The following is an 18382-nucleotide window of genomic DNA, read 5'->3' as shown; positions in this document are numbered from 1 at the left end:
GCGAATTCTTTGAAAAGGCTTCTTGCCATTTCGTGTTTCTTACTTAATCCGAAATCCATTTTTTACTTTTCCTCCATAGTTATTATAGTTTCATGATCGTCTCTCAGAATTACGTCCTGCATTCATGCGCTCGACTTAAATATAATACCCAAACCCCCATTTGAGCTTAAAAAAAGCCCGCTGAATCGCTTAGGTTTCCAAGAGGTTACCTAATACACTGCAATAATCGTGCCAACTTTTAAAAGCCTTGACTTATGCGGTTTGCGCAAAAACACTGTTTATTTTTTAACACAATCAGTGTCTATATGTGTTTATTTTTCCTACACTTTTCTACGTTTTATTTGCATTTTCCACACATATGTGTCATACTGATTCTGAAGAATATGTCATGCATTGCATGACTTGCATCTCGCAGCAAGGATACCAAAGGCATTCTTGCATTTAACCTTTCCCACTAGCAAAAAGAGGATTTTAAATGAAACTTTCAAGATTATTATTAGATGCATTGGAAACTTTTCCAAATTTTGTAATTATAGATAAAAATGCAACCATTGTTTATCTGAATGAATCCTATGCCAGTCTCCTTGGTATTCCGCGGGAACAGGCCATCGGACAGCCTGTCACCGATGTGATTCCCAAGACCCGCATGGTCGAAGTATTGAAATCCGGCAAACCGGACATCGGACACCTGATGACACTTTATGACCATTCCCAGAAGAAAAATGTGACGGTTGCCTGCAATCGCATGCCGATTTTTCAAAACGGTCAGGTCATTGGCGCTGCTGCCGTAACAATCATACAGGATGTCCTTCCCACAGTCACACAACTGAATCGTGAACTCTCTGCTGTCCGCAAAGAAAACGAATTTTACCGGCATGAATTAAATATGTTGCAGAATCATTTTGACAGCCTGAACCGCATCATCGGTCACTCTCCTGCTCTACTTGAGATCAAACAGACCATTTCGGATTATGCTGCATCAGATCTGCCAATCCTGATTACAGGAGAAACCGGTGTCGGAAAAGAATTATTTGCAAAAGCCATTCACGAAATGAGCCCCCGAAAATTTTATCCTTATATAAAAATCAACTGTGCCGCTATTCCTACCGAACTGCTGGAATCAGAATTGTTCGGATACGAACCAGGCGCTTTTTCCGGTGCTTCCAAAAACGGGAAACCCGGTAAATTCGAACTAGCAAACCATGGCACCATTCTGTTGGATGAAATCGGTGAAATGCCACAGACACTCCAGAGCAAATTGCTGCGCGTCCTTCAGGAACAGGAGTTTGAACGGATCGGCGGTATCAATACGATCAAGGTCAATGTAAGAATCATCTGCTGTACAAACCAGAATCTGCAACAGCTAATTCAGGCAAAACGCTTCCGAAGCGACCTCTATTACCGCATTAATACGGTAGAATTAAAAATTCCGCCACTTCGAAATCGCAAAAAAGATATTGCTGAACTGACGGATTATTTCATTCAAAAATACAATGCAGAACATGATACGCATGTCATTTCCATTGATACCGATGTCCTTCAGCTCTTCCAGTCCTATGACTGGCCTGGAAATGTCCGGGAACTGGAACACATTGTGGAACGCCTGTGCACCATCAACAACAACCGTACCATCACAATGAAAAGCTGTGGTTTCCTGCAGGAACTGGTTCAGCAGACTATCCACACAAATCCGGATGCTTCCGCTGCTGCTTTATCTCCATCCGATTTACAGACACCATTGTCGGCAGTACCGGATATTTCAGCTGCACAGCCAAAAGCACCAGTCAGTGCCTCCTCTCAGACCAGTGAACTGTCCTGGAATGATCTGTCCCGTAAGATACAGAATACAGAAAAGGAAGCTATTATTCAGGCACTGTTACAGACTAACGGAAACAAGGCAAAGGCGGCTCGGCTGCTGAATATCGACCGGTCATCGCTGTATTATAAATTAAGAAAATATAATATTACGGAATAAAGTCAGAAAACGCAACTAAAGAAAATGTGGTATTTTTCCTAAGCAGGCGATTGTTAGCCGCGAAGGTAAAATACCACATTTTCGTTTCATACACCAATACTGGACATTAAAACGATTGTTTATTGTAAGTTTATCCTGCTTAATACTAAAACTAGCAGATTTTCACGACACTTTTCCAGTCTTGTTCGAAGCTCCTCTGAATTTATGATTTCTCTCTCCGTCCCACTGCATAACCATTGATCATATTTTCCATTCAGCAATGTAAGTCCCGATAAAAGTTCCCTGTGTTTCTGCGCCATTTTCAGGAAATACATACACAGATCTTCGTATTCCTGAAATTTAGCGGCAAGCTCAAGTTCGATACAGAACAGATAAAATGACGGTTGCTTCGACTCAAAAACAAAACGTTCGCTGCTTAAAAACTCATATCCCCGTCCCTTTTCTGTTGTTTCAAGAACTTCTGCCAGCAATGCTGCCGTATATTGCAGATGCAATATCGGACAGGAACCAGAAGGCATTTCCTGTTTCACTTCTTCATACACCTTTTTTAAAATCTGTAGTGCGTCTTCCTGTCTGCCTTCCATCTTTGTATACAGAATATCTGCCATTTTCAACTGTAAATTCCGTCGTTTTAAGTCAGCATAATTGCTCGGAACAATCGTATGATATGCAAAATCATACATGGCCAGTGCAAATTTTGCATTTCCTTCCGACAGATAATAATCGCCAATCAGTTCATGGAAATTATAGATACTGCCCTGGGACAAAAAATCCGGCGAAACATGTTCTATCAGTAATTTTCCAACTGCTTCACCTACTTTTGGATATGGATATTCGTAATACCATTCCCGATTCAGCTTTACCATATATTCTCTATCATCCCCCGTATAAACAACCGGACATGGTGGAACTTCAAACTGATACTCTCCAAGGATATTAAATGCTTCCTGCAGACTGTTTGAAATTTCAACTAATATTTTTTCTTTTGGATTATCGATCTTTTTCATTTGCATTGTTTTTTCTCCTCTTTCTGTGGTGAATATACGCTCAGTAAAGTGGACGTTCGTTTTATCAACGGTTACTTTTTAATATTCCCTGAACTGAATAAATACAAACTTCGATGACTTCACCGAATTATTATCTGCATCTATTGTTTCCTCGACCATTCTGTGACTACATGCTGCCACAACCTTTATGTCTTCTTCTTTTAATTTCCTTACGACATGATATACCAGTCCCATTTCACCCTGGCACATAACACACTGCGGTTTGAATTTTAATATCTGCTGGATATAGCATTCTGCCAGTCTTATAAGATCATCTCTGGAATCATCCGGATTCACTGACGGAAATTTCAGATCAACTATTTCACCATATTTTTCAGCTTCTTTTCGCTGTTTCTCACTCCATAAACTACTTGGATGATTGGAAAAATTAACAAACATTGCCTCTCTCCTTACTTCAAAACACTTTTAATCAGTATATAAAGTCCCACAATTATAATGAGACATGGCATAAACGCTTTTGCAACCGGTGCCAGCGCAATCAGCCCGTTTCCAAGCAAAGCTGCAAAGGCCGGAAATATACAACAGATTACAAATATCGCAAATAATAAAATTATAAATCTCATCATGAACTCCTTTCCTCATATCAGTACAGCTATTAACGGCTACATTAGTCCCGCTTTCATCTTCTTCATAATTTTGTCTCTCCTTTTTTCTTTAGATTCATTTCCTCTTCACTATTGATATGGAACCGGTATTTCAAAAAGTTTCCACATAATCAGAAAAAATTGCAAAAAAATACTCCCGAAAATTCGGGAGTACGATTCTTACGCTTTCAGGAAACCAGACAGACTATATGCTACTGGTCTCTTGGTCATTCTTATATTTACTTTTTCAATTCCTCTTAGGCAATGTACAACGAAAGGAAGTCCATTAGCATGGCAAGTTACATTAAGTGTGTCAATTCCTCTTAGGCAATATACAACTTAAACTTTATGGAGATGTTCTTATGAGAGAACGTTTCAATCCCTCTTAGGTAATGTTCAACCACAGCATTTATCAGCTGTTTTCTTTATCATACTCCCTATTTTTTCTAAAATCAATTATTTTTCCATCTAAAAGTACGTCAACCTATTTTGAGACAAAATCTCTACAACCCGCACAGTTACTGGATTTGCGGACATTTTTCTAATTTCTGAAAATCGCGTTCTGAGATCGACGTACTTTTTAAGCCATTTTTGTCTGTTTTCGCTCATTCAAGTCGAACGCACGTGAGACTTGGTCGTAATTCTGGTCAGTGAAAGCTGACATATTCTTCTCAGAATCACTGCACTCTACACTTCGTTTCGGTCGGCGCAAAACCATTGTCTCCCAGACAATGTGCACCCTCGCTGAGCGTTTCTGCTGCTTTCTTCCTAATTTAATTTTGAAAAATATTTATATATTGTCTTAATCTGTATAATATCTCCATCATACTAATTTTTTATATGCAATCTTATATTCATTGTTTTCGTTCATTTTGCTCAGCTCCTTTTTGTTTAATAGTTTCTTATTTCTCTATATCTGTATTTATATCACACAATTGTTATCCTGATATCATCTATGTCTCCTGATAATATAACTCTTTTGCCCGAGTATCTGCCTATGTTTCGGTCGTATACCGTTGCCGTAGTAATTGCTTCTCTTACAGCATCTTTAACACCCCTGGCACCATAATTACTGTGTTGCTCCTTCAGTTGAACCATAAGTCGCTCATCCATATGTTCTAATTCCATTTCGTAGTTTTTCAGTTCTTCTATGACAAATTTGCTGACAATATCAGTAAGCGCATCTACAGGCAGTTCACGAAAAGCCAGACAGTTTGTGATTTTTCCGGCAATTTCCGGATGCCCACATGCCTTCGCAAGCGTATTCCTGCATATTTCTTTCTTTCGAAACGCAGACGCCTCCTCATAAGCTTTCATATCTACCGGAATATTACTGGTAATAACAAATATTACATGACTCAGATCAATATCCTGTGAATTGTCTGCCATATGAACAATGCCACTTGAAAAACATTCCATCAGACCAGTATATATGCGGTCTGTAGCTTTCTCAATCTCATCCATTAAATAAACCTGGTATGGGTTGGAACGCACTGGTTCGAACACAGTAGGATCTTTATAGCCGACATAAGAAGGCGGAGAGCCAAAAAACCTGTTGACCGAATGCTCACCTATAAATTCGTTGAGTGCAATCTGGTGAAAACCGTAAGTCTGACCGGTAAGCTTTTCCAAAGCTCTCGGAAGTGCTTTACCAACTTCTGTTTTTCCAACTCCCGTCGGGCCAAAAAGAACAATAACCTCAACCTCCGGCTGCTTTCTTCGCAGATTTGCTGCGATCAGCTCACTGATCTTTTTTATAGCTTCATCCTGACCATAAATATCATGCATCAGTTCTGCCGCCAACTCATCCGGCCATATGATATTTGTCTGTTTTTTCTGTTCAAGTTCACGTACCTTATCTTTATCTACGATCTCTTTTTTCTGAATAAGAAATGCCTCCTCGGGGACTTTTTCTTCATGTAACATGCATTCTTCAGGATTTTCAATTGCATCCGTTGCTTCTGCTTTTTCTTTCACATTATAACTCCATACCTGATCCGTATTGCAGATCGTGACTGTGCCACAATCCTCTTCCGGCTTGAACTTAATGATCAAATCAATGAACGGTATATCCTGCGGTAAGCTGACTCGTCCTTCCTCAATACAAATTTTATCAGCAAAATTGACATGATAAATTTCCATATTTTTCTTAGCACTGATACCATGAAGCACTTTCTTTAATCCACTGTTACCGTTCATCAAAATAACTGGTGTAATATTTGTCCGGTCGCCATCGAAACCAATTGCAATATAATCTTTCTCAGAATATCTCATAGCTTATCTCCCCTCCTGTTATAATCTCCTGTGTCTGCTCTGCATTCATATATTTTCCTGCTGCCTGTTCCTCTGAAGAAGTATGGGAATATTTATAAAAAAATGCTGCGATAAACATTGCGATCACAATGCAGACAATAACAGCTTTCCGTCGAGTTCTGGCATGCGCTGTACGGTTGCGGTTGACTGCTGCACTGCTTCTACCCGCCATCTGCTGATTTTTCCGGGCTCTTTGATCTGCCACTGCCTGTGAAACATTATCTCTCGTAGTTTCTCCTGTCCGGTCATCTTTATAATATCGCTTGCCATTGATTAACACATAACTCATATGTGATACCTCCTGTTTTTAAGCATTTAAAAAGCTTTCCTTTTTCTTTCATTATCCTGCAACTCACACCAAAAACTTTCTTAAGAAACCTTTTTCCCACAATTGCCACAGAATTCATTCCTTTGTGCTGTACCTGACTTCCAGGTCAAAGGTCTGCGTTCTCCTTCCAGACCAAACAAATGCATATACGGATTGATGTCCTGATCCATCGGATAATTCAGTAACACTGTAACCTGGTTGATATATGGAAGTAACTTCGGTTCATAACCTTCCTCTTTCTCCATAAGAAGATCAATGGCCAGTTTTGCCTCAAAAATTGCTGTAAGCTGGATATCTAAATACATCCCCGGCTGGAAATGGAGTTTTTCCAATTCTCTTTCCGTTGCATAAAATCGTCTGCGCACTGCCTGATTACTGTAATCTACACCTTTATCTTCCCCATACGCACAGGTATAACATGCCATTCCGGCATCCGGTTTATAATAAAAAATTTCCCCCGTACTTGCCCTTGGACCACAACCTGCGTCAATCATAGGAATATGATATTTATCAGCCAGTTCATTGCAGACATATCCACAATGGCGGTTATCCGCACAGCAAAGGATAATAGAATTTTTCCAGATTAATTTATCAAGTTCAGCCGGATCTACATGTTGGATCAAATCTCTGAATGTATAAACCTTGCAGTTTGGATTGATATCCGCAGCTCTTTCTCTGAAACAGTCCACTTTATATTTTCCAACATCATGGATGCCACACTCATGTCTGCAAACATTGTGATAAGCAATAATATCATTGTCTGCCACAATCAGAGAGCCAATTCCCGCTCTGACCAGTTCCAGGCCTACCTTAAAGCCTCCTGATCCAATACCTGAAATAATGGCCTGTCTGACTGCCATACTGTCCTTTTCTATAATCCCCTGATTTCTGGAAAAAATATCCTGTTGGCAGGAGTAATAATCGATGTGGATCTCCGCAGTCTCATTATCTCTGATGGATATTTCTGCCTGATCATCGTTCCAGACAACAGACAGATCACTCTGATCGCTGGTATTGTCTGTTCCGCTTTCCAACCGCTCCTTTCGGCTTGCCACACCTAATACTGCTGCATCCGTTCTGACACTTTGAAGTTTCTGCGGCGTAATATTATAAGTTTTAGTCTCTGGATGATAATAACCCATAAGTTCACCTTCATAGCGCTCTTTTCTATACTCCTCCGGCATCAGAATCGTGTATGGTCTGAGGGCTTCCTGCATTTTTTCAAAATCGATAAAGCTTTCCGCAGATGTATCTTCTTCTCCCGTATTATCCACAAAACCGGCACTATTTGCAGTCGTTTCTTCCTGCAGCATCACTGTCTGTTGTGCTCTTTCTACTTTGCTGTACATATGCTCTTCCTCCTCTAAATGACTTTTTAACAGACCTGATAATTTTGAACGGATGAATCCTTTTGTTTCACCTGTTCTCTCGTGTCTGTATTCTTTTTTTCTGAATTCCGCACATTTCGCCTCATTACGCTCAACGGTTTCTCTGAGTCTGGTCAAATTGATACGCGGCATCGCTGCCCATACTGCTCTATCATTAATTTCATACTCTGCTTCCGTCTCAACTCCGTTCTCATCAATGTACCAGAATTTAATTCTGAACTTTGGATCAATAAAAATGAGTCCATTGACAACACCGCCAAACTGGCGCGCCAGCTTGATATTTGCCGGATGATCACCCTGACTGAAACGTAAGCAGCCATCTGGATGCCTGTGAACCTGTGATACCGTCAACTGACCGTTCGAAAAATCATAATATTCTGAAATCCTGGTAGCCAGATGGTCTGCATACATATGATCCTTTTCGCACATGGTCGGTGTGTAGGTAGCATTTATTCCACTATCCGCTACCACATCAAAGTAAAAATCGTTGCCAATACGGATACCGGGCATCTGGATAATGCTCTCCTTGCCTGGATGCCTGCCCGCTTCGAGCAGCATGCCTCTATATGTATTGCGAGTAATATAAACATGATATTTTTCTTTACACCATAACATTTGCAAACACCTCCATTATTTATCTCGATCTACCCCTGTTTTCTCCCATACACAATATACGTCAATCCAGCGAAGCACTCTTGTCATAGCCGTATAACCATTCACCGAGGCAGAATCCGTAGTTTTCACCTGACATATATAAGGAAGTCCCATCCTCGAATCAGATATTAAATGATGAAATCCCGGCTTTAACTTTGTCATAGGATAAACCTTAATCGATCCACCAAAAAGTCCATCCGCATCTCTTCCCGGATGATCATGTTCATACACAATGTGGAATACAAAGGTTCTCCAACGTTCATCTGGTGCTGGTTTAACCGGCAGTCTTACATCTACACAAAATCTATGTTGGTTGTCATAGCTAAACATCATCTTCATATCCGGATGATTATATTCTCGCATAAACTTTAAAAATGCATCTTTTTCAAATCTCAACAGTGCACCATTCTCTTTTTCATACCAGTACATAGCTCTTCCTCCTATCGTACATAGTTTTTCTCTGGAGCTGTATTAATCACAGGTGTATTGGAGTTCTCCGCCTGATATGCGGGCACCACCTCACCATTCCGAAATACAAAAGCCTCAACATCTGCTAACCCATTAGCCTGATCTTCCAACTGACCAAAATTCGGTTCAGCAGCCGTCTTGATGACCGGAGCAACAGAATTCTGTGTCTGCCCAAGAGGTACTATTTCACCATTTTGGAATACAAATGCTTCAACGTCCGCATTTCCTTCTGCCTGCGCTTCAAGCTGTCCATAATTCTTCTCATTTTCGGTTCTGATCATATTCATTGATTTTTCCTCCTTTTTTCTGTGGCTAAGCTACGCGGTCATAATCATCATTTTTCCCGCAAAGTCGAACTGCCTTAATGCAAGGTGTCTGTATATCATTCACATATTCGCGGAGCACATAATCCGCCTGAGCCGGAATACGATCAAGTATCCTATTAATTTTTTTGTTTTTGCCATAACCAATCTTATACAATTCTCTGCAAGTCAGGCTGAACCCCCTTTCTTCCAGACACCTGCCATTCTGACGGAAAAATATAAAAACAGATCCTGAGAAATCTGTGTCGAAAAGCCACAAACGCTCCTTTGTTCCGACTGGCTGATAATAGAAACTCTGTTTTCCCGGTAATGATACACATACGATACGGTCTTTTTCATTATGTTTTGCTTTCATCTTCTTCATAATTTTGTCTCTCCTTTTTTCTTTAGGTTCATTTCCTCTTCACTATTGATATGGAACCGTTATTTCAAAAAGTTTCCACAAAATCAGAAAAAGTCGTAAAAAAATACTCCCGAAAATTCGGGAGTACGATTCTTACGCTTTCAGGGAACCAGACAGACTATATGCTGTTGGTTTTTTTATGATTCTTATATTTAATTTTTCTATTCCTCATAGGCAATGTACAACATCAGAATTTCAAAATGTACCTGAAAATTGCGTTGGCTATAGGTTTCAATTCCTCATAGGCAATGTGCAACACAACAATGGAGGTGCACTGAATGAAAAGTATAGTGTCAATTCCTCATAGGCAATGTGCAACATTACTAATAACAATTAAATCAAGGAGGTAAGAGAGTGTCAATTCCTCATAGGCAATGTGCAACAACAGCATTTATCAGCTGTTTTCTTTATCATACTCCCTATTTTTCCTAAAATCAATTATTTTTGCATCTAAAAGTGCGTCGACCTATTTTGAGACAAAATCTCTACAACCTACGCAGTTACTGGATTTGCGGACATTTTACTAATTTCTGAAAATCGCATTCTGAGGTCAACGTACTTTTTTGTCATACTCGGATTGTTCCGCTTTTATGGAAACTTTTTGAAATACATGCTCCATATCTATAGTGAAAAAGCAAAATGCAGCATGATCTGATTCGTAGCTCAACCTGTAAACAATGTATCTGATAAAAGGGGAAAATTGATGAGAAAAAAACGTGGAATTTTTTATATAACAAGAATACTAAGCAAGCTATCTATTATTATTCCGATCATGCTGGCTTTATCTTTATACTATAACAGCAAAATTCTGTATATAGAAGAACTGGATTATATGCGAAGTCCTTATAAAACATTAGGTATGTTCATTGCATTTAATCTAATCTGGCAGGCATCAGGAGCCAGAAAATATTTTAAAGGAATTTACGAAATATTCTATCATTTATTGCCGACAGAAGCGTTTCTGCTGCTCTATTTTGCGCAACGCCATTTTAAAATCGCAGTGTTGATCGCAGTATTATCCATTCTTGTTTTTCTCATAGCAGTTATAAATAATTTTAAGGAAAAAGCAAGGTGTCGCACACCCAAAGCATATAGATCGATAAAACGAAAAAATTACAGGTTGGCTCTATTAGCAGTAGCTTTGCTGTGTTGTATGCCTTCCTATTTTGCTTATTTCGTTTATGACATGGAGGGCGTAGCTTATACCCCATCCTGGGACGAAAATTCTGTTACTTTTTTTGATGATGAAGGTTTTAGTGATGCTCAGAAAAAAGAACTACTTGCAAGAAACAGAACATTATTGCAGGAATTCGAAGAGAAAAACTGGTGTCAAAAGGACACGCAGGAAAAACTTGATCTTTCACAGCAGTTTCTGGCATTTGAAGCAAACAGACTTGGCATTGATCCTGTACCCATCCGTTCAGAAAAATTGAATAATACAAGCACAATAGCATATTATGATGGTGAATCAGCTGAAATTGTCTTTGATACTCAGTACTTAAATAAACAAACAGGTCAGGAATCCATGGAAACTCTATGCGAAGAAATCTATCATGCCATGGAGGATTATATTGTCACCAATATGAATTGGGATCTGTCAGTGATCGATACGCAATATTTTCAGGAACTCTGCGACTGGAAAGAAAATTTTGAAAATTATACTTCGTATGATTATGACAAATATGTATCTCAACCACTTGAGGCATCTGCAAAAAAATATGCAAAAGAGGAAGTAAAGACCATTCTGGAGTATTTGGAAAGCTCCAATTGATGGACAAAGTACCTTTTCCCCTCATCATACCATTAAGCTTAATAATTTAGTGATGCCAGGGTCAAAAGCCTGAAACCACGATGTGCTTGCACAGGCGTGGTTTTATATGGCATGTTTTGACCCAAACATCATTTAATCAACCAGTTTGAATTTTTTAAAAGGAGCTTTCTTTGCCTCCCTTGAATACTTCATTGCTCTGATCAGGAGCATGTGAATATCATTCTCGGACAGTGAAATTTTAATGTCATCCGTTTCTTCTATTTCGTTCAGGAATTTTTCCAGGCTATCTGTCAGTTCCATATCACTTGAAACAATATTTTCTGCAGCATGACTCATTTTATTCCGCAAAATCTTTATTGCCAGATAAAATGCCAGCAATCTGCATAATAAAGCGTCATTGCTGGTTTTGGGAAATGCATCCTTTAAGTCCCAAAATGCTATGAGATTATGTAAAAGCCGCGTTTTTTCGCTTCCTTTTGATTTTTTTCTGCCTGCGTATCCATCCAAATTACCATGTATCAGGTAATAAAATATATCAGAATATATCGCTTCCGATATATTATTCATGAATGTACGAATGTTTTTCTCTTCAATCTGAATATCAAATTTCTCTATCGAACAGGATCCGGTTTTCCTGTCAAAATTCTTGTAATAGGTAGTAATAATATCTGTCAGTCTTTGACAGATATCCGGATAATGCACCAGGGTTCTTTTCAACTCTTTTATAAATTCGTTATGGTTCCACTTATTACGACCCGGTGGAACAACATTTTTTAAGAGATCACGCACTGTTTTTTCGGTAGTTGAAAACAACTGGGCAGGTAAATCTGTATAAAAAGTAGTAACTTCACTGGAATCGGGCATGGTTGTATTAGAACTTAATTTTACCAGATCCGTAATGATACCGTCCTGCCAATATACGACAGGGATTTTTTCTATATACAACGTAGCAGCCTGCTGATACATTTTGTTCTCAATGCACCATTCAATCAGTCTGCAATAATCAATTCTTCCATTTTCAATCAAGGACAGATTTTCACTGACTCCGAATATTTTTTTCCGGATAATTTCGTTCATGGAAGAAATCATAATGTCCTTTAAGTTTCCACTGGCCGTATTTTTCTCGAGTTCTTCAGCCAGCTTATGTACAAATTCATCAATATGCGCCATATCCCCGACATTTGTTGCATGAGAAAAGTTTCGGATAGCGAGAATTAAAGGATTCTCCTTCTGGAAGATATCATCCAGTTGGCGTGTTGTGCCTGAAGATACAAATTCATTCATGCCATTAATCATCTGAAAAAGGTTATACACACTGTCTAAACATTTTATTTTCTTCGGGTTGGAAAAGAAATCACTGTAGATTACTTTCTTACATTCTATGTTTTTAAACTCCAAAAATCGTATTGCGACAACCATCAGGAAACTCATATCACGAAGACCGCCGGTATAGTCGACAAAAAAAGCGTCCAGATTACCGGATTCCTCATTCAGATCTTTGTAAAATTTATCGTAATCCGGCGAATCAGTTTCATTGTTATAGACAATATTCGTTATCTCAATTCCAGTTTCATTCCAGACCGATTCTGCATACTTCTCTGCCAGATTCTGAAACCGTTCATAATTACTGATACCATCACCCGCAATGCTGTCAAGAACTTTCGGAGTCGTAATACAAACGATTTTCTTCAGATTGTAACCGGAGCGATACACTTCATCAATCAGATGCTGAACGGGTGCATCATTGGTCTGAATACCTTTATAAGTACAGGTATCTTCTGACACAGTGAAAGAATCTGAAACGACATTGTAGTCGCTGCAGATACTTCTTGGGTTATATGCGCTAAGCACCAGAAAGATACCTGCATTTTTGCCGGATTCTGATTCTGTAAAAAAATCAGCTCTGGAACATGGAGATTTGTCGCAAAATAAATCTTCCAGTTGCATCTGAGTACTTGTTTCCACTGGCGCGCTTGTCTTGACCGGTTCTTCCTGACTGCGGCGTATCTGAACTTTTTGGGAATAAGGAACAAAACTTTCATCTATGACAGCATTGTCTTTGTAAGCATTGCTTCCTTCATTTTCTTCCATCTGAAGGACAATACGCCGCATGAGATCAGAGATAAATGCAACATCTTTAAAATCCGCACTGTCATATATCGTATCGATATAATAGGTCAGTTCTTCTTTAAATCCATCCGAATAATGATATCCTTCCCGATCCAGTTGCTCCATGAAATGATCCGCTATTTCCAAAGCGTCAAGAGGTGCCACATGTATATGACGGGGCAGCAATCTATGATACAGATGTGGATCATTTCTGAGAAGAGTCTCAACAGATTCTGAGGACGCACATACGATTTTGATTATTTCAGGATGGTTCTCAAATTCCTGAACAAGGTGGTCCGTTGAGGTGATTCCATCACAGTCCAGAAGTATAAAAATGTCTCCGGACGCAGAATTGATACCACATTTTCGAAAGGTCATGGTGGAAAAATTTTTGGCGCTAATTCCTTTCAGACAGTACTTTTTCCTTGTTGGCAAATCAATCAGAAGATCATCTACCGCCTGTATAAAAATGTTTTTCAATGCTTCATCGTCATATTGCACTAAAAGTCCATAAGGACAGGAATGGCTGCCGGGTTTATCCTGATTTATTAGATAACCTGCGAAACCGGAAAGCACCTTTAATTCATGTGCCGGAAAATGAAGCTGTTTTTTGAAAGAACTTAAATAAGGATGATCCGTCATCTTTTGTATTTCACCTCGCTAAAAATTGCATTACTTTGTCTGACAAATTTAACTGTCTTATTATTTTATCGCCAATCCAGTTTTTTTAATTCTTCCATCATTTCTGCGTATTTTTTTGCCTGCTTGGACACCTTTGATTTGTGAACGTCAAATAGCTTCGCAATATAATCATTCGTCAGATTGTAGTCTTTATTCAACAACCAGGAATACACATTCTCCAGGTTTTCCGGATCTTCTCTTTTCTCCATCTGAAACGCACTGTTCAGATATTCATGATGGAAAAGCTTCTCCCAGAGAATCTGCTCACTTGGCAGCATCAGTTTATAAATCTCTATGTCCCCTGCCGGTTCACTCTCATAACGAACTTTTTTCATTCTGCCGTCTATTTTTTTCACTTCAAATTTCAGTTCACTCAAAATATTTCTGGTCATAAAAGACTGCGGGTATACCAACTGCGCTTTGTTTAATTCGTTAAACACGACCGCTGCCTTCGATAACAGTCTGTTCCAGGTATCTTCATCGGTCATAACCATTACCGTAGGATCTGTTTCCGGATGATCATCTGCCAGAATTTCTTCCAGGCTCATCTCATTTCCGTCTTCATCTGTTTGAGAATTTGCCATAATTTTTATCGAGATAATCCTCATAAAATCTTTTTTGCTCATAATACCGGCAAACTTTTCTTTCGAATAATCCCATAGTTTATCCAGATTTGTCTCTCCGGTGATCATTGCAAGTTCATCCATCTGCTTAATGATTTTGGCAACAAGAGTTCTCTTTTTGTTTAATCCTCCCATGCCACCATATTTCATGGCTGCATCATGTTCATCTGCACTGCTTTTCTTTCTGTCCCTTGCGTAAATGCGTCGGAGCAGCCTTATAAATGAGCCCTTTTTTTCGTCGTAATATTGAATCGCATCTTTGACGGACTCCATAAACACCTCTGGATCATCCGTAATCGATTGTCCTTCTTTTTTATATTCTATCTCCCGGTCTGCATAATCAGGATTATTGATTCGATTCAGCAGCTTATAGAATGTCGAATTACTGACCTTTAACACGTCCAGTACAAAATCATCATACTTCATCCTGTTATCGTTTAAAATCTCACTCAGCTTATTTTTCCGAAGATCAAAATCCGTCTCCATTTCAGATATCATGTGCAGAACTTTTCCATATTTTTCCGTAAATGCTTCTTCCGTCTCCGGTTTCAACTTACGATCTATGTATTCCATTTCAATCATGGTTCCTTCCTCCACATTTTTCTTCCTACAGCAACAGATATTCCAGAGCTGATCGGATATCCGCAATCTCCAGTTGTTCCATATAATTTGTAATATCCAACAATGATTTAAATTGTGTAATATCGCACAGTGCCGCATTCTCAGGTACGGCCTTTCCCCCGATTCTCGGGATTTCACCATAATAGATACCGGCTACTTCAGCATCTTTCACCTTTTCAACAAGATTCATGGCACAGAGTACCATGGCAGACATCGGCTTTGTATTATATGTAATATCCGAATATACTAACGTGTCATCCGGAATGGCATCCAGAAGTTGAAGCAGCAATTTTATTCCGTTTTTTCCGTTTGACTTTCCTTCCAGAGACAGTCCGATCACATTCTCAGTCGTTAATCCAATCTCCTGCAATTCATTTTTAAATGTCTGAAAATTCTCCGCCGCATCCTTTCCTTCCGGCAAAATCGCAATCACACAAACATCTTCCTTTCGCTCCCCCATATATTCTGCAATGATCGGCACAATCGGAAAACTTGTCTCCCGATTGTTTTTGAGTTCAAATCCATCCGGATGATAGGTAAATTTTTTTAAGTTTCCCGGTGCCTGTAATGAAATCGCCGAAATAAATGTCTTTTGCATCTTTAACCTCCCAATTTAATATGATATTTCATAATTTTTGTCGATGATTCGAAAAATCAACAAGCATTTACATCTTCTTTTTTCCAATATCCTAAGTATACCATTGTTGGTTTTCACTACGCAACACCTCCTTCCATTCTCCCTCCGTATTTTAAGATCAATGCAGATAACTGCTCACAGCATCTGCATATTCCGGATCCTGTGTGTCTAACACAACAACGCAGCGATTCTGCTGCGCAATTGATTCAATCTGCTTTCCATCTGCATCCAGATCTTCCAGATGCCAGGGTACCTGATTTCCCATACCTACTGCCACCATCTGTTCTTCCGGAACTCCAAAGTCTTTTAATTCGTTGATAATAGCCTGCGCTCTGTCTTCTGAAAGACTCTGACAAAAGGCTTCTTTCCCTGGCAAAGATGCTGTACATCCGACAACATATACCTTATTATCCGGATGAGCCAGCAGTGTCTGTGCGACACTGCTGATGGCCTGTTTCGCCTGATTCTCATCCTCAAAAACCGCCTGATCTCCGACAAAAGATACACTCTCTGAATCAAGGATCATTTTGGTCAGCGGTGTCACATCAATCGCTCTGTCATCTGCATTCACCGTCGATACATTTGGCAGGTTTGTATATGGTGTGGATGATGCAGAATCCGGACGGAAATCGATCGATGCCGCACCTGCTTTTTCCAGAATTGCTGTCCAGATTTCAATCAGCTTATCTTTCTGCGCTTCACTTAGAGCCTGCTGTGGTTCTGCTACCTGACCGGCATACAGCCATATTACATGCACAGATGTCAAATCCGGAATCGCTTTTGCATCCTCAAGCGCCTGTATGATTTCTTCTGTCGGCGTGTTAAATAAGTCATTCGCGCAGAAATTTACGTAACCGGTGGTGGAGACACCTGTGTCTGCTATGATCAGATATTTGTCGCCTTCTGTTACGGTTTTTAAAGGATTTGCAGCCAGGCGAATGGCTTCCAGCGTATCTACTTCTTCCACTTTGGCCATGCCATCTGTCTGGAATGCTGCAAGAATCTCGCTCTCATATTCTTCCGCAATAGATTTCAGTTTGCGCTCTGATAATCCTTGGGTTGACGGTTCCGAAATCTTTGCTTTCAGGAATTCCTCCGGTTTCCCGTCTGCACGAATCAGACTGACGGTGCCATACGTGTATGCACACTGGTAAAGTCGATCTCCAATCTCCTGCGCATTGGGTGAAATCACATTTGCATTGGAATGTGCGCCTACTACAACGCTGACCGATATCGGCTGCAGATCTGTTGCAGATGTACCTCCTGATTCGGAAGCACTTCCTTTTGGGAAATTGCAACCGGTCAATAAGGCTCCTGCCAGAAAAGTTACTCCAATTGTTTTAAATAATAATTTTTTTACGTTCATATTGATGCTCCTGTCTTCTCTTATGCTACTTGTCCTGACACATCTGTGTCTTCCATCGTTGTTGCATTATCCTCAGACATGCTTGATGGTACCGGTGGAATCTCTTCCTCAGCCATCTCACAAGCCACCTCCCCCTCCGGAGAAAACACTGACATATCTTCCTGCGTAAACTCTGCCTCCGTCGGTAACGGCGGTAAAGTTAGTTTTGGTTCTTCAGAAATTTTCTCCGGTTCCGGCTCATAAGCTGTCACATAACTTGCGCCTTTTGAATCACCGAGATATTCTGCCAGATACAAATGCGCCCGGGATTCCAGAATCTCACATCTTGCCGGCACCCGATCCTGTGCAGCTTTTTTGGCATTATCATCCATCAACGCTAACTTCTTACAACGTTCTTCTGCCGGCTCTCTCGTTGCCAAATAAGCATTCAGATCGCTTTCACATTCCGCAAGCTCCAGTCTGCGTTTCCGCAGATGATTCAGACGTGCTCTTACTTCATCATCTGAAATGTACGCAAGTCCAAAGTTCACAATAGAAGTCACTAACGGCTCCACAGAAAGCAATAATACCACCGCAAATCCTTTGGTATCTGAACCAGCATCTGTATCTGTATCTGCTTCTTCCATTGTCTCTACCTCCGCTTCATTTTTAAAGTGAGAGACACTTCTGTTGCCATACTGATCCTGATAGGAAAAACGAAGAAATACCGTTGCTGCGAACAGCGTGAAAAATGCAATGGTGGAAAGAAGTGCCCAGACTGCTGCACCACGCTTGATCTTGTACATTGCCTGATGAACAAATTTTGCGACCAGTAACGGTAACATGTTCAATATCAGTGCAACACCAAAACATATGATCTTACCCAGGTTTTCTGACTGCGTCGTCGCCAGATCCATAATATCGTACAGGACCATCGCATCCAGTACACTCATGGAAACTGTCAGAAAAATAATAAATATCGGACTGGACCACCAGGTAAACTCTGTCTTCTGAAGCTTGTTTTCACTCTCAATCGGACGGGCATAGCCCTCATCCTGCATGATTTTGATGCCACGCTCATTACTCATCATA

General features: G+C 39.9%; 16 protein-coding genes and 1 CRISPR repeat array. Of the genes, 2 read left to right on the top strand and 14 right to left on the bottom strand.

Annotation, left to right across the window (positions count from 1 at the left end; translation table 11 throughout):
* Positions 1 to 475 precede the first annotated feature (475 nt).
* Entirely contained in the window at positions 476 to 1975 is a 1500-nt protein-coding gene (locus Q0I54_RS04715) for a sigma-54-dependent Fis family transcriptional regulator (protein ID WP_296116872.1), read from the top strand.
* Between the two features lie 119 nt (positions 1976 to 2094).
* On the opposite strand, the gene Q0I54_RS04710 is transcribed toward Q0I54_RS04715, so the two are convergent.
* The 9 genes from Q0I54_RS04710 to Q0I54_RS04670 all read right to left on the bottom strand — a co-directional run bounded on the left by Q0I54_RS04710 (position 2095) and on the right by Q0I54_RS04670 (position 9464).
* On the bottom strand, positions 2095 to 2988 hold the full coding sequence (locus Q0I54_RS04710; protein ID WP_296116870.1) for a hypothetical protein: 894 nt from the start codon (positions 2986 to 2988) through the stop codon (positions 2095 to 2097).
* A gap of 72 nt (positions 2989 to 3060) precedes the next feature.
* Positions 3061 to 3420, bottom strand: a complete 360-nt coding sequence (locus Q0I54_RS04705; RefSeq protein WP_296116867.1) for a hypothetical protein — start codon at positions 3418 to 3420, stop codon at positions 3061 to 3063.
* A gap of 11 nt (positions 3421 to 3431) precedes the next feature.
* The gene (locus Q0I54_RS04700) at positions 3432 to 3608 is read right to left on the bottom strand and encodes a hypothetical protein (RefSeq protein ID WP_296116865.1); all 177 of its coding nucleotides are present in this window, start codon (positions 3606 to 3608) and stop codon (positions 3432 to 3434) included.
* 945 nt (positions 3609 to 4553) lie between these two features.
* Complete coding sequence (locus Q0I54_RS04695) at positions 4554 to 5900, bottom strand: AAA family ATPase (protein WP_296116862.1); 1347 nt, start codon at positions 5898 to 5900, stop codon at positions 4554 to 4556.
* Positions 5887 to 6228: a hypothetical protein gene (locus tag Q0I54_RS04690; RefSeq protein ID WP_215726341.1), complete on the bottom strand. Its 342-nt coding sequence runs from the start codon at positions 6226 to 6228 to the stop codon at positions 5887 to 5889. Before Q0I54_RS04690 ends, Q0I54_RS04695 begins: the two co-directional genes overlap by 14 nt.
* A gap of 80 nt (positions 6229 to 6308) precedes the next feature.
* Complete coding sequence (locus Q0I54_RS04685) at positions 6309 to 8270, bottom strand: ThiF family adenylyltransferase (protein WP_296116858.1); 1962 nt, start codon at positions 8268 to 8270, stop codon at positions 6309 to 6311.
* Between the two features lie 15 nt (positions 8271 to 8285).
* The gene (locus tag Q0I54_RS04680; RefSeq protein ID WP_296116856.1) at positions 8286 to 8738 is read right to left on the bottom strand and encodes a hypothetical protein; all 453 of its coding nucleotides are present in this window, start codon (positions 8736 to 8738) and stop codon (positions 8286 to 8288) included.
* A gap of 11 nt (positions 8739 to 8749) precedes the next feature.
* Positions 8750 to 9064 (bottom strand): hypothetical protein, encoded by a 315-nt coding sequence (locus tag Q0I54_RS04675; RefSeq protein WP_296116854.1) that lies wholly within the window; start codon positions 9062 to 9064, stop codon positions 8750 to 8752.
* Positions 9065 to 9089: 25 nt separating this feature from the next.
* Positions 9090 to 9464 carry a hypothetical protein gene (locus Q0I54_RS04670; protein WP_296116852.1) on the bottom strand — a complete coding sequence of 125 codons (375 nt, stop codon included), beginning with the start codon at positions 9462 to 9464 and terminating at the stop codon, positions 9090 to 9092.
* A 196-nt stretch (positions 9465 to 9660) separates the two neighbouring features.
* A CRISPR array of direct repeats spans positions 9661 to 9887; the repeat unit is 27 nt; unit sequence TCAATTCCTCATAGGCAATGTGCAACA.
* A 319-nt stretch (positions 9888 to 10206) separates the two neighbouring features.
* On the opposite strand from Q0I54_RS04670, the gene Q0I54_RS04665 reads away from it, so the two are divergent.
* Positions 10207 to 11274: a hypothetical protein gene (locus Q0I54_RS04665; protein ID WP_296116850.1), complete on the top strand. Its 1068-nt coding sequence runs from the start codon at positions 10207 to 10209 to the stop codon at positions 11272 to 11274.
* A gap of 132 nt (positions 11275 to 11406) precedes the next feature.
* Here the strand turns inward: Q0I54_RS04665 and Q0I54_RS04660 are convergent, their stop codons facing one another.
* The 5 genes from Q0I54_RS04660 to Q0I54_RS04640 form a co-directional block, all read right to left on the bottom strand.
* Positions 11407 to 14025, bottom strand: a complete 2619-nt coding sequence (locus tag Q0I54_RS04660) for a TM1812 family CRISPR-associated protein (RefSeq protein ID WP_296116849.1) — start codon at positions 14023 to 14025, stop codon at positions 11407 to 11409.
* Positions 14026 to 14090: 65 nt separating this feature from the next.
* Positions 14091 to 15269 carry a hypothetical protein gene (locus tag Q0I54_RS04655; protein WP_296116847.1) on the bottom strand — a complete coding sequence of 393 codons (1179 nt, stop codon included), beginning with the start codon at positions 15267 to 15269 and terminating at the stop codon, positions 14091 to 14093.
* 25 nt (positions 15270 to 15294) lie between these two features.
* Positions 15295 to 15906, bottom strand: a complete 612-nt coding sequence (locus Q0I54_RS04650; protein WP_296116846.1) for a TM1812 family CRISPR-associated protein — start codon at positions 15904 to 15906, stop codon at positions 15295 to 15297.
* 157 nt (positions 15907 to 16063) lie between these two features.
* A complete protein-coding gene (locus Q0I54_RS04645; RefSeq protein ID WP_296116844.1) occupies positions 16064 to 17311 on the bottom strand; it encodes an OmpA family protein in 1248 nt (415 codons plus the stop codon).
* 20 nt (positions 17312 to 17331) lie between these two features.
* The gene (locus Q0I54_RS04640) at positions 17332 to 18381 is read right to left on the bottom strand and encodes a hypothetical protein (RefSeq protein ID WP_296116842.1); all 1050 of its coding nucleotides are present in this window, start codon (positions 18379 to 18381) and stop codon (positions 17332 to 17334) included.
* Between the last annotated feature and the right edge of the window lies 1 nt (position 18382).

Source organism: uncultured Eubacterium sp., assembly GCF_934295145.1.
In the GTDB taxonomy this organism is placed as follows: Bacteria; Bacillota; Clostridia; order Lachnospirales; family Lachnospiraceae; genus Eubacterium_I.
Note: the sequence above shows the minus strand (reverse complement) of the source record. Positions and strands in the feature narration are given on the sequence as shown.

Bases quoted from the DNA above. Each gene is read 5' to 3' on its own strand.
- Q0I54_RS04715 (WP_296116872.1), top strand. From the start codon at position 476: ATGAAACTTTCAAGATTATTATTAGATGCATTGGAAACTTTTCCAAAT.
- Q0I54_RS04710 (WP_296116870.1), bottom strand. From the start codon at position 2,988: ATGCAAATGAAAAAGATCGATAATCCAAAAGAAAAAATATTAGTTGAA.
- Q0I54_RS04705 (WP_296116867.1), bottom strand. From the start codon at position 3,420: ATGTTTGTTAATTTTTCCAATCATCCAAGTAGTTTATGGAGTGAGAAA.
- Q0I54_RS04700 (WP_296116865.1), bottom strand. From the start codon at position 3,608: ATGATGAGATTTATAATTTTATTATTTGCGATATTTGTAATCTGTTGT.
- Q0I54_RS04695 (WP_296116862.1), bottom strand. From the start codon at position 5,900: ATGAGATATTCTGAGAAAGATTATATTGCAATTGGTTTCGATGGCGAC.
- Q0I54_RS04690 (WP_215726341.1), bottom strand. From the start codon at position 6,228: ATGAGTTATGTGTTAATCAATGGCAAGCGATATTATAAAGATGACCGG.
- Q0I54_RS04685 (WP_296116858.1), bottom strand. From the start codon at position 8,270: ATGTTATGGTGTAAAGAAAAATATCATGTTTATATTACTCGCAATACA.
- Q0I54_RS04680 (WP_296116856.1), bottom strand. From the start codon at position 8,738: ATGTACTGGTATGAAAAAGAGAATGGTGCACTGTTGAGATTTGAAAAA.
- Q0I54_RS04675 (WP_296116854.1), bottom strand. From the start codon at position 9,064: ATGAATATGATCAGAACCGAAAATGAGAAGAATTATGGACAGCTTGAA.
- Q0I54_RS04670 (WP_296116852.1), bottom strand. From the start codon at position 9,464: ATGAAGAAGATGAAAGCAAAACATAATGAAAAAGACCGTATCGTATGT.
- Q0I54_RS04665 (WP_296116850.1), top strand. From the start codon at position 10,207: ATGAGAAAAAAACGTGGAATTTTTTATATAACAAGAATACTAAGCAAG.
- Q0I54_RS04660 (WP_296116849.1), bottom strand. From the start codon at position 14,025: ATGACGGATCATCCTTATTTAAGTTCTTTCAAAAAACAGCTTCATTTT.
- Q0I54_RS04655 (WP_296116847.1), bottom strand. From the start codon at position 15,269: ATGATTGAAATGGAATACATAGATCGTAAGTTGAAACCGGAGACGGAA.
- Q0I54_RS04650 (WP_296116846.1), bottom strand. From the start codon at position 15,906: ATGCAAAAGACATTTATTTCGGCGATTTCATTACAGGCACCGGGAAAC.
- Q0I54_RS04645 (WP_296116844.1), bottom strand. From the start codon at position 17,311: ATGAACGTAAAAAAATTATTATTTAAAACAATTGGAGTAACTTTTCTG.
- Q0I54_RS04640 (WP_296116842.1), bottom strand. From the start codon at position 18,381: ATGATGAGTAATGAGCGTGGCATCAAAATCATGCAGGATGAGGGCTAT.